Raw genomic sequence first — 15,208 nt, 5'->3', positions numbered from 1 at the left:
TGTCCTCCTGATCAGCTGCCGGGAACGGTCGCCACCGGCGACGTGGCCTGCTCACCGCGGATCGCGGCGTGCGGGACCACCACCCAGCAGGCGCAGCCCCAGATGCACTCGCCGCCCATGCCGTCGAACCGGATCGAGGGCTCGCAGAGCATCACCCCGAGGTCCAGCAACCAGGAGTGCTTGAGCAGCTTGTCGTCCCACTCGAGCGTGTCGTAGATGTCCCGGGAGGGCACGAAGAGCGCGAGGTCGAGCTTGGAGGCACGCGGCACCAGAACACTGACGAAGCCGGCGTCGCTCTCGACCGGCAGCACGACGGGTTCGACCATGGTGGTCGCGACGTCACCGACCGCCTTGGCCACCGCCTCACCCGCCTTCGTCCCTTCCTTGGCGGGGGCGAAGACCCGGGCCTCGGCGTACTCGGTGCGGAAGCCCTTGTTCAGGCCGAGCGAGCCGAGCGAGCCGGCGTCGTCGAGCGTACGGGTGGTGAGCACGTTGACCCAGCGGTCGCTCTGCTGGCCGCGGATCGCCGGGTGCCACTGGTCCCCGGGGACGGCGAGCCAGTTCAGCGCCTTCAGCGTCTCGTAGAGGTCCTTGCCGCCCTCGGCGGAGAGGAACGCCGCGATGCCGGAGTCGACGTAGGCGTGGGTCGCCGCGAGGTCACCGGTGAACGCCTGCACGTCGTCCTGTGGCACCACGAAGAAGCCGCCGGTGAACGGGTTCTTGTACAGGTCGCCCCACACCGCCATCACGCCGTTGTTCTTCTCTGCGTCGATCATGCAGTCGAGCTCGTTGATGACCGGGAAGAACGAGCCGTCGGCGATCTCCGGCGGATCGGCGGAGCTGGGCAGCACCCCGATGCCGACGACCCAGGGCCGGCGGCCCAGTTTGATCGTGGACAGGTGCCGGGCGATCTCCACGACGATCCCGCTGCCCACGCCCCCGCCGAGCGCGAACGGGACGACCACCAGCGGGGTCCTGTCGCTGGCCAGCACGCCCTCGGCGAACGCGTCCAGGGCCTTGGTGATCTCCCCGTTCTGGTAGTACTCCGAGCCGTAGATCGCCTTGGCGATCGCCCGCGGGAACCGCTCCCCCGCGGCGGGCAGCTTCAGGTCGGAGGGTAGCCACGGCTCGTAGTTGGGGTTCCAGTAGTAGCGCGGGTACTCCATCTTCAGGAACTCGCGGTACCGGTTCAGCGCGGTGAACAGTTCGTCGAGGGTGGGCACCGGCAGCGCGACGGTCTGCACCGCTCCGGCCGGCAGGTCGCCGGCCGCGGCGCGTACCGGGGCCAGATCGGCGTCCCCGATGTCCACGGCCAGCGCGGTGAAGCCCTCGGGCGGGTCCTTGAGCAACTCGGTGATGATCGCCGCCCCGGTACCGCCCAACCCGAGGACGTGCAGCGAGAACGGGCCTTCGTGCTCTCCCGCGCGGTGCACGCCTTCCTTGCTCAGCGCCTCGATCCGGGCGAGCGCCGCTTCGTGCTCGTGCTCGTGGTTGTGACCGTGTCCGTGCTCGGTGGCCATGGCCGCTGCCTGCCTTTCGAAGAGTGGGACGAGCCTCGCGAGGGGTCGGTCGGACCGCCCTCCACACGGGGCGGTCCCGGACGCCCTGCCGGGCGGTGCTCAGCCGCTGACGACGGCGAGGGCGACCGCCCGGCCGTCGCCTCTACGGCGGGGCACGGCCGCCGATCTGCCGGGGGTCGAGCCCCGCAGCGCACCGCGCCATGCCCATTCCAGGCGGCTCCGCGCGGCGCGGTACTCACGGATCGCGGCGGGGGACAGCTCCGCGTACTGCAAGCCGTACTCCTCGTCGCCGCACTGGCGCAGCGTGTGGCCGTCGAACCCGACGATCGCGGAGTACCCCGCCCACGTGTGGAGGCCGTCGGTGCCGACCGCGTTGACGGTGGCGACGTAGCAGACGTTCATCCACGCCATGGCGCGGGCGGCGGAGATCTGGTCTGCGACAGGGACCTCCGGCGAACCCTGGCAGCGCACGACCAGTTCCGCCCCGCGGACCTGGCATCCGGCCGGGCGATGCCGCCCGTCGCCACAGATGGTGAGCATCGTGCGCAGGCCTCGGGGGCCGTCGGCGACCTGGGCCGGGTCGCTCTGCGCACCGCACCCGGGCGGGCCGCTCAGGGTCCGGCGACACCGCTGGACCACCTCACCGCGGTCGTCGATCAGGACGACGGTGTTGTGCCGGTCGGGACGGCACCGGCCCCCGGTGAGGGAGAAGACGCCCCATACCCCCGCCGCGGCGCAGGCCGCGCCGAACACGTCGAGTTCCTCGCCCGGCGCGGTGAGGACCGGCCGGAGCACCTCGGCGCGCTGGTCGGCCATGCCGTGCGTGGCGTACTCGGGGAACACGATCAGATCCAGGCCGGGCAGTCCCTGCTTGATCCCGACGATCATGTCGGCGATCTTGAGGTAGTTCTGCCGGGCGTCGCTGCCGGTGTGCAGGCGGGGCACCGGGTAGTTCATCACCGCGATCCCGACACGGGGCCCATGAGTGGTGCACGGGTCTCGCACTGGACCACCTCCCGGACTCGTCCGGTACGCCTGCGCTTCGAGGCTCGGTGCGACCTGTGTCTCAAACCTACGCGGTCAGGTCCGCAATGCAATACCTCCACGATGAAGTGAATCCGGAGGTAGCAGACGATGGCGAAGCCACGGTACGCAGTCCCGCGTCGCGCCCCGGCCCGCTCACCTCTGTGTCTGCAGGGCGGCGGCGATGACGTCCCGGCCGATCGGCGAGGCCACCGAACCACCGGTCGCGGAGTCGCCGAGGTGACCGCCGTTCTCGACGATGACCGCCACGGCCACGACCGGATGTTCGGCGGGCGCGAAGGCCACGTACCAGGTGTGCGGCGGGGTGGTCTTCGAGTCGACGCCGTGCTCGGCGGTCCCGGTCTTGGACGCGATGGTGACGCCGGGAAGCGAGCCGTGGCCGGTCGTCAGGTTCTCGGATCCGATCATCAGGTCGCGGATCGTGTTGGCCACGTTCGTCGGGATCGCCTGCCCGAGCTTCTGCGGCTGGGTCTGGTCGATCACCGACAGGTCCGGGCCGTCGATCTCCTTGATCAGGTGCGGCGCCATCCGGGTGCCGCCGTTGGCGATCGTCGCGACGATCTCGGCGTTCTGCAGCGGCGTGAGCCGCACGTCGCGCTGCCCGATCCCGGACTGGGCCAGCGCCGCGGCATCGGGCAGCGTGCCGATGTCGGAGGGCACCACCTGGGTCGGGATCTGCAGGTCGGTCTGCCCGATGCCGAAGGCCTGGGCCGCGGCCCGGAGCTTGTCGGCCCCGATCTGGTCGGCCATGGTGGCGAACGCCGTGTTGCAGGAGCGGGCCAGTGCATCCGCGACGGTGGTCGTCGTGTTGGAGCCCGGCCCGCAGTGCTCGCCGTTGTAGTTCTCCAGCGTGGTGGTGGTACCCGGCAGCGTGATCCTGGACTCGGCGGTCACCTGGGTGTCCGGCGTGATGCCGTCCTGCAGCCCCGCGGCCAGATCGACCAGCTTGAACGTCGATCCCGGCGGATAGGTCTGGGAGATCGCCCGGTTCGTCATCGTGGGAGGGTCGGCGGCACCGTCGGCGTTCCAGGCCTGCTTCTGGACCGCCGGGTCGTGCGATGCCAGCGGGTTGGGGTCGAACGACGGGGTGGAGACCATGGTGAGGATCGCCCCGGTGGACGGCTCGATCGCCACGACGGCGCCCGCATAGTGCTTCTGCGCCATGTCGTTGTAGGCGACCTGCTGCATCTGCGGGTTGATCGTGGTCACCACGTTGCCCGCCGTCGGGCTGCGGCCGGTGATCATGTCGGAGATGCGGCGGAAGAACAGTCGCGGGTCGGAGCCGGCGAGCACCGGGTCCCCGGCCCGCTCCAGACCGGCCGTGCCGTAGCTCTGCGAGAAGTACCCGGTGACCGGGGCGAACGCCGGGCCGTTCGGGTACTGCCGCAGGTACTTCAGCGCGTCGTTGGTCGGGGTGCTGGACGCCAGCAACTGACCGTCGGCACTGATCTGGCCACGGGGGTTGGAGTACTCCGCGATCAGCACTCGGGGGTTACGCGGGTCGTTCGCGTAGTCCGACCCCTTCACCACCTGCACATAGGTGAGGTTCGCGACCAGCGCGACGATGAGGGCCATCATCGCGATGGACACCCGGCGGACTGCAGCGTTCACCCGCGACCGTCCCGGCCGATGACCGCATCGTGGGCCGGCCCTGAAGTCGGCGGCCGCCAACGCCTGGAACTGATCTCGATCGCCTCCTCGACCTCCGCCCCCCGTGTCGCTCCGAAGCTAGCCGTCCCGCGACGCGCGCCGCGCCGAGGTGGTCGGCGGGCGGGGCCGCGCGGGCCGTGCCGTCCGGCGTCCACCGCGCGGAGCAGGTGCAACGCGGTGGTGACACCGTGGGGTGGGCCTGATCACAGCCTGTCGCCGTGAACCTTCGCGGCCCGTCGCTACAACGGTGGCGGCGCCGTCCGCAGTTCCTGCACCGAGATCACGGTCGCGTCGCCGGTGACCGTGGCGGGTATCCGGCTCGCGTGGGCGTCATCGGCAAGCTCGACACGTATCAGCGACGACACCGGTGGCTGGGCCTCCCGATCGCGGTGATCTACAAGTTCGTCGACGACCAGGGCACCTACCTCGCCTCGCTGATCACCTATTACGGGTTCCTGTCGTTGTTCCCGCTGCTGCTGATCTTCACGACGGTGCTCGGCTTCATGCTGCACGGCCATCCCGCGCTGCAGCATGAACTGATCAGCAGCGCGCTGGGCCAGTTCCCCGTCATCGGGGACCAACTCACCGACACCGCGCACCCGCTGCACGGCTCCGGGACCGGGCTGGTGATCGGGATCCTGGTGGCCCTCTACGGCGGCCTGGGGTTCTCGGTGGCGATCCAGAACGCGTTCAACCAGGTGTGGGCGGTGCCGATGACCCGGCGCCCCGACCTTGTCGTGGCGCGGTTGCGTGGCCTGGCACTGCTCGGCGTCCTCTGCATCGGGGTGCTGGTGACCACCGGGCTGGCCGGGCTCACGACGTGGGCCGGCGACTACGGCCCGGAATGGGATCTCGCGCTGCGAGCGGGCGCCACCGTGCTGGCGGTGATCGTGAACGGCGTGCTGCTCGTGCTCGCCTTCCGGGTGCTCACCGCGCGGCACCTCACCGTCCGGCAGGTCCTTCCCGGAGCCGTCGTGGCCGCACTCGCCTGGCAGGTCCTGCAGTCGCTGGGCACCTTGCTCGTCGGCCACGAGCTGAGGGGGACGAGCCAGGTCTACGGGCTGTTCGGACTCGTACTCGGACTGCTGGCGTGGATCTACCTGGAAGCGCTGGTCGTGGTGTTCGCCGCAGAGCTCAACGCGGTCCGTTCCGAGCGACTCTGGCCGCGCGCACTGCTCGCCCTCACACCGTTGGTCGGCAACGACGAACTCACCCACGCCGACCGGCGCAGCTACCGCTCCTACGCGACGGCACAGCGCTACAAGGACTTCGAGGAGATCACCGTCGAGTTCGACCCCCCGACCGAGCGTGATCGGCGTCCGTGACGACGGGATCACTCGGTCTACGCCGGGGCCCGCCGCGCGTCGCGGTCGGGATCGACGAGCAGGGCGAAGCACAACCCGCCCAGGGCGACCAGGCCACCGAACACCAGGAACGCGGTGGTGTAGCCCTGCTGCGGGGTGGCGGCCCTGTCGAGCAGGGCGCCGGCGAGGATCGGGCTGAGCACGCCCGCGCTGGTGCCGAGCGCGGTGAGGACCCCGAGCACGCCGGCACGCTGGCGGGCAGGGGCGATCTCGGCGACCGCCGGGTTCGTCACCGCCTGGACGGTTGTCGACACGCCGTAGCCGATCATCAGCACGATGATCGCCAGGACCGCGTTGTGGATCCATGGAAGGGTGCACAGGACCAGTCCGGCCACGACGATGCACGCTCCGCCGAACACGCCACGGGCGATGCGGGAGCGCACCCCCCGCCGCAGCAGCCCGTCGGTGATCGTCCCGACCGACAGCAGGGCGACGATCGCCATCACGCTCGGCAGGGCGAACAGGGTTCCGGACGCGGCTGCAGAGAACCCGAGGCCGTGCTGGAAGTACGACGGCAACCAGGTGAAGATGACGGCAGCCAGCGCCCCCTGGGTGAAGTAGGCGGCCAGGCTGCCCAGGAAGGTGCGCGTGAGCAGCAGCCGGCGCCACGGCACACGCAGTTCCGGGCTCGCCGCGACGGTGGCGGCCGACGAGGCGGGCGCGGCGTAGGGGCCGAGCCGGCCCGTGGCCAGCCACAGCACGCTCCAGACCAGGGCGAGCGCCCCGACCGACGCGAACCCGGCGCGCCATCCGAAGGTCACGATGATCAGCGCGAGGACCGGTGCCAGGGCGATCTTCCCGATGGCCGCACCGCAGGTGATCAGTGCGGCCGGGAGCCCACGCCGCTCGTTCGGGAACCACGAGTAGGCCACGACGTGCGACAGCGGCTGGGCGGGACCCTCCGCAGCACCGACCGCGAGCCGGCTCGTGAACAGCATGCCGCCGGTGACTGCGAAGATCGCCGGAACCTGCCCGACCGCCCACATGAGGCCGCAGACGATCAGCACCCGGCGCGGTGAGATCCGGTCGGCGAGGAACCCGGCGATCAGGCAGGTGACACCGAACAGCAGGTACGAGGCGCTGCTGATCGCGCCGAACCGGGTCGCCGACAGCCCCAGGTCCCTGATCAGCGGTTGGGCGACGAGGCCGAGCAGCGCCTTGTCGACGAACACCACCACCGAGCACCCCACCACGACGGCGAGGACTCCCCACGCTCGCGGTCCACCCGTCGCCGGGCGGGCGGCGGCATCCGCCGGCGTGGAGGCCGGGGCTTCCCTGGCGACACGCCGCAACCTCCATCGCACCCGGCCACCGTAGCCAGAGCGCGCGCGAAAACCGTTGCGGCACGCACCGTTCGGACCGTCGCGATCACGGACGGGTGACACCGCGCCCGATCGGGCGTATGCTTGCTAGCAGGCAAATAAATTGGCGCGGGAGGGCACACATGTCAGAGAACTTCGAGGCCGAGGACGTCGCCCGGCTGCGGATCGCCCTCGCCCGCATCGCGCGACTGCTCGACCGTCAGGCCCGCGGCGACGCGCTGTCCCCGACCCAGATGTCCGTGCTCGGCACCGTCGCGCGGCGCGGCCCGATGGGCGTCAGCGAACTGGCCGACATCGAGGGCGTCAACCCGACCATGTTGTCGCGCATCGTCGCCAAGCTCGAGGACGCCGGCCTCATCGGCCGGCAGCCCGATCCCGGCGATCGCCGCGCCGTACGGGTCGAGGTCACCGAGGCCGGGGCGCAGCTGCACCGGCACCTGCGGGCCGAACGCACCCAGCTGCTGACCGATCGGCTCGCCGACATGCCCGAGGGCAGGTCGGCCGAACTGCTGGCCGCGCTGCCGGCACTCGAGGCGCTGGCCGAGCACCTGGCGAAGCGCCCGGCGGCCACCGGCCCCGCGAACGGCGGTGCCGGCACCCTGTGACCGCTCTCGGCGACTTCCGTCAACGCGCCTCCGTCCCTCTCGGCACACTGCGCCGCCAGACCTTCGCCTCCCTCGCCAATCCCAACTACCGCCGTTACTTCACCGGCCAGGCGATCTCGCTCGTCGGCACCTGGATGCAGACCGTCGCGCAGTCCTGGCTGGTGCTGCAGCTGACCGGCTCGGCAACCGATCTCGGCCTCGTCATCGCCCTGCAGACCCTCCCGACCCTGGTCCTGGGCCCCTATGCCGGTGTCATCGCAGACCGGATGGACAAGCGGCGGCTCATGATCGGCCTGCAGTCGATGATGGGCGTGCTCGCGCTCGCGCTGGGCCTGCTCACGGTCACCGGCGAGGTCCGGATCTGGCACGTCTTCGTGCTGGCGTTCCTGCTCGGGCTGAACAACTGCTTCGAGAACCCGGCACGTCAGGCGTTCGTGCTGGAGATGGTCGGGCCGGATGACCTGCGCAACGCGGTCAGCCTCAACTCGGTGCTGGTCAACGTGGCCCGCGCGGTCGGCCCCGCGGTCGCGGGCATCGTGATCGCCACCGGTGGCCTCGGCGTGTGCTTCATGCTCAACGCGGTGAGCTTCGTCGCCGTCGTCACCTCACTGGCCCGGCTCGACGTCTCGACGCTCAGCCCCTCGACGCCGGCGGCCCGCTCTCCCGGCCAGCTCCGCGAAGGCCTGGCCTACGTGGCCCGGACGCCGACGCTGGGGATCCCGCTGCTGATGATGGCGCTGGTCGGCTGCCTGGCCTACGAGTTCCAGGTCGTGCTGCCGGTGGTGGCCGAGGAGACGTTCCACGGCGACGCGCGGACCTACGGGTTCCTGACTGCGGCCATGGGCGTCGGGGCGGTGCTCGGTGGGCTCTACGTGGCCGCACGCGGCCGGACCGGCGTCCGGTCGCTGGTGACCGCCTCGGCCGCCTTCGGCGTGGTGCTGCTGATCGCGGCACTCGCCCCCACCCTGCCGATCGAACTCCTCGCCATGGCCATGGTGGGCGCTGCCAGCGTCGCGTTCCTGTCGAAGGGCAACAGCACGCTGCAACTGGAGGCGGCACCGCACATGCGCGGCCGGGTGATGGCGCTGTGGGCCGTCGCGTTCCTCGGCTCGACGCCGATCGGTGGCCCCATCGCCGGCTTCGTCAGCCAGCATCTGGGCGGCCGCGCAGGCCTCGTGCTCGGCGCCGTCGCCTGCATCGTCGCGGCCGGTCTGGGCGCCGTCGTGGTGCGCCGGATGGCCTCCCGCACGGTCCCCGCCGCGGACTGAGCTCTGGCCTCACCCCGTCGGGGACGACCGTCGCACACCGCGACGGCCATTCCCGACGGAACACGGGGCCTCCTCCACGAACGAGGGATAGCCCTAGACCGTGCGTGTCCCGCAACCCTCCTGGTCGTTGCGACGAGAGATTTGTCCGTGGTTGCACGAATCGGGGACGCCGCGTCTGCCGGCGCCCCGGCCGTTCTCCCGGCCTGGCTTGAGCTCGATCCTGGAGGATCTGATGAGAACGTCTGGTTCATCGAGGGGGCGTCGCCGAGCGGCCGCCCTCGTCACGACCGCAGTCCTGGCCGGCGCCGGCGTCGCGCTCACCGCCGGGCCCGCGTCGGCCGGGCCCGCCTCCGACCCGCGAGCCGTTGCCGACTCCGTCGCCCCCGACAACGGCCGCACCTGCACGACGAGCCGCCTGCCCGTAGACCTGGAGGTGGGACTGCCGCCGGCACCGGGCTCAGGACTCGGTGTTCCTCTCGGCGACACGCTCGGCCAGCAGCAGGTCGTCGTCAAGCTGTGCCTGCCCGAGGGCAAGCCCACCCCGGACACGGTGCAGGTGCTGGTCCACGGCATCACCTACGACCACCGGTACTGGAACATCGCCGACCCGGACGACCCGCAGGGCGACCGGTACTCGTGGGAGGCCGCCGCCGCGAAGGCCGGCTACGCCACCGCGGCCATCGACCGGATCGGCAACGGCGACAGCACCCGTCCGGTCAGCGCTGCGATCAACATCGACTCCAACGCCACCGCCGTGCACCAGGTCGTCCAGGCACTCCGTGAAGGCCGGATCGAGTCGCCCGGCGAAAGGGCCGCGTTCGACAAGGTCGCGCTGGTCGGACACTCCTACGGCAGCATGACCAGCTTCATCGAGGCGTCCCGGTATCAGGACGTCGATGCGCTGGTGCTGACCGGCGTCTCGCACAACATCCGCGAGGTGCAGACCCCCACCGCGATCGAGTCGAAGCACTACCCGGCGGCCCTCGACCCGCAGTTCCAGGGATCGATGCCGGACCCCGGCTACATCACCAGCCGGCCGGGCACCCGCTATGACCTGTTCTACGCCCCCGGTACCGACGTCGACCAGCGCATCGTCGAGCGCGACGAGGCCACCAAGGGCACCGTGACGCAGACCGAACTGGCGAACTACCCGATCATCTTCCGCACTCCGCTGGATGTCCGGGCGCCCGTGTTCATCATCAACGGCAGCCTCGACGGCATCTTCTGCTCTCAGGGCCCGCTGGACCTGGGCGCCCCGTGCAGCACCCCGCAGTCGCTGATCGAGAACGAGCGTCCGTGGTTCGGACCGGACGTGCCGTCCATCGACGCACACATCACCGAGGGCGCGGGTCACGACCTCAACGCGTTCCGCACCAGCCAGGAATCCTTCGCCGCCTCGATGGACTGGCTCAGCGGGAAGGTCCCTGCCCGGTCCTGACGCGAGTTCGGACCGGCCGGCGCGGGGGCGGTGATCCGGAGCCACCGGGTCACCGCTCCTCGCCGTCGATGCGTCAACGATCGAGCGGCCAGTGCATCTCGATGTGGGTGTAGCTGATGTGCACCCCTGGCCCCGCCCACGACGAGGGCTGCTGCTCCTGCGCGCCCGATCGCGGCAGGTCCCGCCAGCCGGACCACGCCCACAGCAGGCGGGAGGCCACGGCCGCGCCGCTCATGGCGGCGGCCGCAGCGGCGCCGACAACCGACGCCGCGACTGCGGGAGCGCCGACGAGGGCGCGCGCCGGCGACCCCGGACGATCGGCGGAGACTGCGCGGGATCTCCGTGCCATCGGGCGGCGATCCCGCGCCGGGACGGGCAGGCGGGTGTCCTTGGGCTCCTGATCAGGCATATGTTCCCTCCCTGTCAGTCGTCCTCATTCCACCACCGCCGGGCCCGGCGGGCCAGGTCCCGGCGATGCGGCCCCCGCGACGTCGGGGACAGGACGGCAGCCGGCGCCGGACGCCACGGTCACGCCAGACCAGGGTCGAGGAACCGCGCGGCGGCGCCCTGGTCACGCCCGGCCAGAACGGTCTCGTTGCGGGGGACGGCGCGGCCGGCCGGCGGCCGGATCGCCACCACGGCGTCGTCGCGGACCACGACCTCCACCGTGTCAACTCGGTGTACCCGGCCGCGGCGAGCGCACGTGGCCGCAGCGCTGATGCCTCTGGGCAGACCGGGGCCGGGCTCCGGGACCTGCGGCGAGGCCCCGGAGCACCGTCGGCCCGGCTCAGCCGGCGATGTCGAGGGTCGGCTGGTAGCGGCGCAGCCAGGCGTCGAGCTGCAGCACGTTCTCGATCTTCGCGCGGGCCGACTCGAGGCTCCGGGATCCGACCTCCTGCTCGGTCAGCGCCCGTGCGGCGTCCCGGTTGATCAGCGGCAGGACCGGCGAGTCCTCGGCGACCAGCAGCTTGGCGAGCTCGTCGCGCAGCATCCGCTCGTAGCCGGGGTCCTGGGTGGACGGGTACGGGCTCTTGACCCGCTGGACGATCGACGCCGGCAGCACGTCGCGGGCGGCGGCCCGCAGCAGGCTCTTCTCCCGGCCGTCGAACGTCTTGAGTGCCCACGGGGTGTTGAACACGTACTGCACCAGGCGGTGGTCGCAGAACGGCACCCGGACCTCGAGGCCGCTGGCCATGCTCATCCGGTCCTTGCGGTCGAGCAGGATCTGCACGAACCGGGTGAGGTGCAGGTAGCAGACCTCCCGCATCCGGCGCTCCTGCGCCGAGACACCGTCGACGTGCGGCACCTCCGCGAGCGCGTCGCGGTAGGAGGCGTCGCGGTATCCGGGCAGGTCCAGCTTCTGCAGCAGGCCCGGATCGAACAGGCTGCCGCTCTCGTCCAGCGGGCTGCGACCGGGCACCGCCATCCACGGGAAGGTGTCGGCGTTGACCGCCGCCGCGTCGTGGAACCAGCGGTACCCGCCGAAGACCTCGTCGGCCGACTCGCCCGACAGGGCCACCGTCGAGCGTCCTCGGATCGCCTTGAACAGCAGATACAGCGAGGTGTCCATGTCGCCGATGCTCACCGGCAGGTCGCGGGCCCGGAGCACCGCGGCCCGGGCGTCGGGATCCATCAGTTCGTCGTTGGACAGGGTGATGTCGGTGTGGTTCGCACCGACGTGTTCGGCGAGCTCCCGGACGTACGGGCCGTCCGGGGTGTCACGCATCGGGTCGGCGCTGAAGTTCTCCTCGTAGCCGACGAAACCGACCGCGAACGAGCGCACCGGCCCGGCGCCGGCCGCGGCGAGCTTCTGCGCGGCCAGCGCGGTGACGGCGCTCGAGTCCAGGCCACCCGAGAGCAGCGTGCACAGCGGCACGTCGGAGATCAGCTGGCGGGCGACGATGTCGTCGAGCAGCTCACGGACGTGGGCCACCGTGGTGTCGCGGTCGTCGGTGTGCTCGAGGGCCTCCAGCTTCCAGTAGCGCCGGACGGTGAGGCCGTCGCGGTTCACCCGGACCAGCGAGCCCGGGCGGACCTCGCGCATGCCCTTGTAGATCCCGTGGCCGGGGGTCTTCACGTGGGCGAGCAGTTCACGCAGGCCGTCGGTGTCGAGCACGGCCGGCGCCGACGGATGGGCCAGGATGGCCTTGGGTTCGGAGCCGAACAGCACGCCGTCGGGAGTCGGGTAGTAGTACAGCGGCTTGACGCCCATGCGGTCCCGGATCAGGAACAGCTCCTCGCGGCGGGCGTCCCACAGCGCGAACGCGAACATGCCGTTGAGCCGATCGACGACGTCCTCGCCCCACTCGAGGTAGCCGTGCAGCACGACCTCGGTGTCGCTGTCGGTGCGGAACGTGTGCCCGCGCCCCTGCAGCTCGGCGCGCAGCTCGGTGAAGTTGTAGACCTCGCCGCTGTAGACGATCGTCGCCAGGGTCTCGCCGTTCTCCTCGACGGTCATCGGCTGCCGCCCACCGGGCACGTCGATGATCGCCAGCCGGCGGTGGCCGAGCGCGGCGTGCCGGCTCGTCCACAGCCCCTGGTCGTCCGGGCCCCGGCAGGCCATGGTGTCGACCATCGGCTGCACGCGGGCCCGGTCGCGCTCGAGGTCACCCCGGAAGTCACACTGCCCTGCGATGCCACACATACCGTTCGCCTCCCCCGATGTCGCCCGGTTACCCACCGGCAACAAGCGGTCACCTGGCTGTGACATCTCGACCGTAGGAGCATCTCGTTAGCTATCGCAACTAAATCGGGGTGAAGGCTGATCCCGAGTCCGCGGCAAGACGCGTTTCGGCTGGTGGCGAGGGTGGCCGGGTTCGAAAGACCAACGGTGATGATCACCACGCGCCGGACAGGTTTACGACGCGACACGAGCCACGAGCACATATTCGGGACGTGCAGGGCAGCCGCGTCGGCCAGGTCCCATCGCGGCCAGCTCGACGATCACGGCCCGCGCCGTACTCGCTCCCGGTAGGGCCGACCGCCGGCGCACGGCCGTGCCGCGGGCTCGGCGGCGGCACCCCGTCAGCCCTGGTGGTAGGGCGTTCGGCTGTCGGCGGCGGAGCCGGCCGGGACGACGTCGGGATAGGTCATCCCGTCATCGGATCGCGGACCGGACCAGGCGAGGTCGGAACCCACGGGCGTCTCCCGGTCGGTGCGGGTCCAGCGCAGGACCAGCGCCAGCACCGTGATGACCACGGGTAGCTCGCCCAGCGCCCAGGCGAGCTCGGCGCCGAGTCGCTGATCGGCGAGCAGGTCGGGGACGTAGGGCAGACGCAGCGAGGCGTAGAAGCTCTCCGCGACGGGCGTGGGGCGGCCCAGCAACCACACGGAGAACACCGCGTGCAGCGCCATCACCGCGAACACCATCACGATCCGCCCGATCGCGGGGAGACCGCGTCCCGGGAGGCTGTGCCCGAGCACGGGCCAGAACAGCGCCAGCCCGGTCCCGAAGAATGCAGCATCCATCGCCAGATGCGCCCAGTGCTCCTGCAGGATCGCCCCGAACAGGCCCGTCGGGTACAGCCCGAACAACGTGAGTGCGACCGCCACCCAGGCGGCCGCGGGGTGGCGCACCAGCCGCACCACCGGGGAGTCGAGCAGGCTCACCAACCGGGCGGTCGTGCGCTCCCCCGAGACCTGCAGGATCAGCGTGACGCCGTGGCCGAGGATGAGCAGCACGGGGACCAAGGTCGCGAGCAGCATGTGTTGCACCATGTGCACGCTGAACACGGCCGTCGCGTACGTACCGAGGCCCGAGGACGTGGCCACGAGGAGCACGGCGCAGCCCGCCAGCCAGGCCGCCGTGCGCCCGGCCGGCCATGACCGCCCGATCCGTCGCAAGCGGGCCACTCCGAGCAGGTAGCCCGCGGCCGCGAGCACCGCGAAGGTGCCGAAGACCAGGTCGAAGCGCCATTGCAGCACCAGATCGGCCGCCGTCAGGTGCGGGGGCAGCTCGTAGCCGATGAGGTAGACGGTCCGGCTCGCCACGTAGCTCTGTTGGCTGGGCGGGAAAAGTCGCATCAGCCCGGTTCCGGTGGCCGCGGCCCCCGCGAGCAGCACGAGTTCGAGAACCACGAGGCGGGCCGCAGTACGCCCGGGGTGTGCCCGCACGGCGAACCGGATCCGATGCGCGATGACGGCGAGCCCGGCCAGCAGGATCGCGCTGACCACCACGAGCAGCCCGTATCCGCTGGCGAACAGTTCACCGGGAGTGAGGACCAGGGCCGCCGACTCGACCCCCGACGCACCGACCACCAACAGCGAGGCGGTGGCGATCACGCTGTGCCGGCGCAGTACCGCCTGCTGCCCGGTGCCCCGCCGGGCGAGGTGCAGGGCCACCGCGATGGTGCTGCCCAGCCAGAGCACGGCCCCCAGCACATGCAGCGCAACGGCGTCGCCTGCCAGGTCGTGCGAGCGCTCGGTGTCGGTGGCCGCGGTCAGCGCGACCGGCGTCAACGAGATCAGCGCGAGCACGAGCAGGCCGACCGCGGTCCGCCAGGACAGCGCCACGGTGGCGAGCACCGCGACCAGCAACGCGACGACGGCCGAGATGGCCCATCCCGCGGCCTGCTGGAGTTGCAGCACGCCCACGGCCAGTTCGGCGAGGTGGGTGAGCTCCCAGCCGGGTGGCTGCCCGGAGTTCTCCGCCACGGTCAGCAGCGCCACCGCCAGCGACGCCACGCATTGCACGACCGCCCACGGACGCGCCGCCTGCAGCCCGGCGTAGCCCTCCCGCGACACGGCGCCGTTCGGGTCGCCGGGCACCAGGACGGCGGCCAGCAGCAGGTTGCCCACGACGACCGCGGCAGCGCCGATCGCGATCACCCGGGCCGCGGGCAACCCGGCGTCGACCACCGCACCGAGGTCGGGCAGCCCGTAGAGCTCACCGACGCTCGGGGCGAACGCGGCCAGCAGCACGCCGGTCAGCGCCGCGGCGGCGACCACCGCGGCCCCGATGAGGAGCCACGCCGGGACCGGTCGCCGGCGCACGGGTC

The 15,208-nt window shown here is 71.3% G+C and carries 12 protein-coding genes; 4 read left to right on the top strand and 8 right to left on the bottom strand.

The features are described from left to right. Positions 1–11: 11 nt before the first annotated feature. From HF526_RS13375 to HF526_RS13365, 3 genes are all read right to left on the bottom strand, one after another. Entirely contained in the window at positions 12–1,520 is a 1,509-nt protein-coding gene (locus HF526_RS13375) for a hypothetical protein (protein WP_169381742.1), read from the bottom strand. Positions 1,521–1,619: 99 nt separating this feature from the next. Continuing rightward, positions 1,620–2,477, bottom strand: coding sequence for a nitrilase-related carbon-nitrogen hydrolase (locus HF526_RS13370; RefSeq protein WP_169381741.1), 858 nt, complete (start codon positions 2,475–2,477; stop codon positions 1,620–1,622). Between the two features lie 222 nt (positions 2,478–2,699). After that, positions 2,700–4,175 (bottom strand): penicillin-binding transpeptidase domain-containing protein, encoded by a 1,476-nt coding sequence (locus tag HF526_RS13365; RefSeq protein ID WP_169381740.1) that lies wholly within the window; start codon positions 4,173–4,175, stop codon positions 2,700–2,702. Between the two features lie 362 nt (positions 4,176–4,537). On the opposite strand from HF526_RS13365, the gene HF526_RS13360 reads away from it, so the two are divergent. Beyond that, positions 4,538–5,539, top strand: coding sequence for a YhjD/YihY/BrkB family envelope integrity protein (locus HF526_RS13360; protein WP_169381739.1), 1,002 nt, complete (start codon positions 4,538–4,540; stop codon positions 5,537–5,539). Positions 5,540–5,556: 17 nt separating this feature from the next. On the opposite strand, the gene HF526_RS13355 is transcribed toward HF526_RS13360, so the two are convergent. Next, positions 5,557–6,756 (bottom strand): MFS transporter, encoded by a 1,200-nt coding sequence (locus tag HF526_RS13355; protein WP_169381738.1) that lies wholly within the window; start codon positions 6,754–6,756, stop codon positions 5,557–5,559. 266 nt (positions 6,757–7,022) lie between these two features. On the opposite strand from HF526_RS13355, the gene HF526_RS13350 reads away from it, so the two are divergent. From HF526_RS13350 to HF526_RS13340, 3 genes are all read left to right on the top strand, one after another. Further along, entirely contained in the window at positions 7,023–7,505 is a 483-nt protein-coding gene (locus HF526_RS13350) for a MarR family winged helix-turn-helix transcriptional regulator (protein ID WP_211177155.1), read from the top strand. Further along, positions 7,502–8,773, top strand: coding sequence for an MFS transporter (locus HF526_RS13345; protein ID WP_211177154.1), 1,272 nt, complete (start codon positions 7,502–7,504; stop codon positions 8,771–8,773). Before HF526_RS13350 ends, HF526_RS13345 begins: the two co-directional genes overlap by 4 nt. 232 nt (positions 8,774–9,005) lie before the next feature. Then, on the top strand, positions 9,006–10,211 hold the full coding sequence (locus tag HF526_RS13340) for an alpha/beta fold hydrolase (RefSeq protein ID WP_169381737.1): 1,206 nt from the start codon (positions 9,006–9,008) through the stop codon (positions 10,209–10,211). Positions 10,212–10,284: 73 nt separating this feature from the next. Here the strand turns inward: HF526_RS13340 and HF526_RS13335 are convergent, their stop codons facing one another. The 4 genes from HF526_RS13335 to HF526_RS13325 form a co-directional block, all read right to left on the bottom strand. After that, positions 10,285–10,446 carry a hypothetical protein gene (locus HF526_RS13335; RefSeq protein ID WP_169381736.1) on the bottom strand — a complete coding sequence of 54 codons (162 nt, stop codon included), beginning with the start codon at positions 10,444–10,446 and terminating at the stop codon, positions 10,285–10,287. 293 nt (positions 10,447–10,739) lie between these two features. Continuing rightward, on the bottom strand, positions 10,740–10,868 hold the full coding sequence (locus tag HF526_RS36350; protein WP_275403994.1) for a hypothetical protein: 129 nt from the start codon (positions 10,866–10,868) through the stop codon (positions 10,740–10,742). A 130-nt stretch (positions 10,869–10,998) separates the two neighbouring features. Next, positions 10,999–12,855, bottom strand: coding sequence for an asparagine synthase (glutamine-hydrolyzing) (gene asnB / locus HF526_RS13330; RefSeq protein WP_169381735.1), 1,857 nt, complete (start codon positions 12,853–12,855; stop codon positions 10,999–11,001). A gap of 380 nt (positions 12,856–13,235) precedes the next feature. Continuing rightward, on the bottom strand, positions 13,236–15,208 hold a 1,973-nt coding region (locus HF526_RS13325), incomplete at its 5' end, for a bifunctional copper resistance protein CopD/cytochrome c oxidase assembly protein (protein ID WP_169381734.1).

Origin of the sequence: Pseudonocardia acidicola (assembly GCF_012911935.1) — a bacterium.
Taxonomy (GTDB): Bacteria; Actinomycetota; Actinomycetes; order Mycobacteriales; family Pseudonocardiaceae; genus Pseudonocardia; species Pseudonocardia acidicola.
Note: the sequence above shows the minus strand (reverse complement) of the source record. Positions and strands in the feature narration are given on the sequence as shown.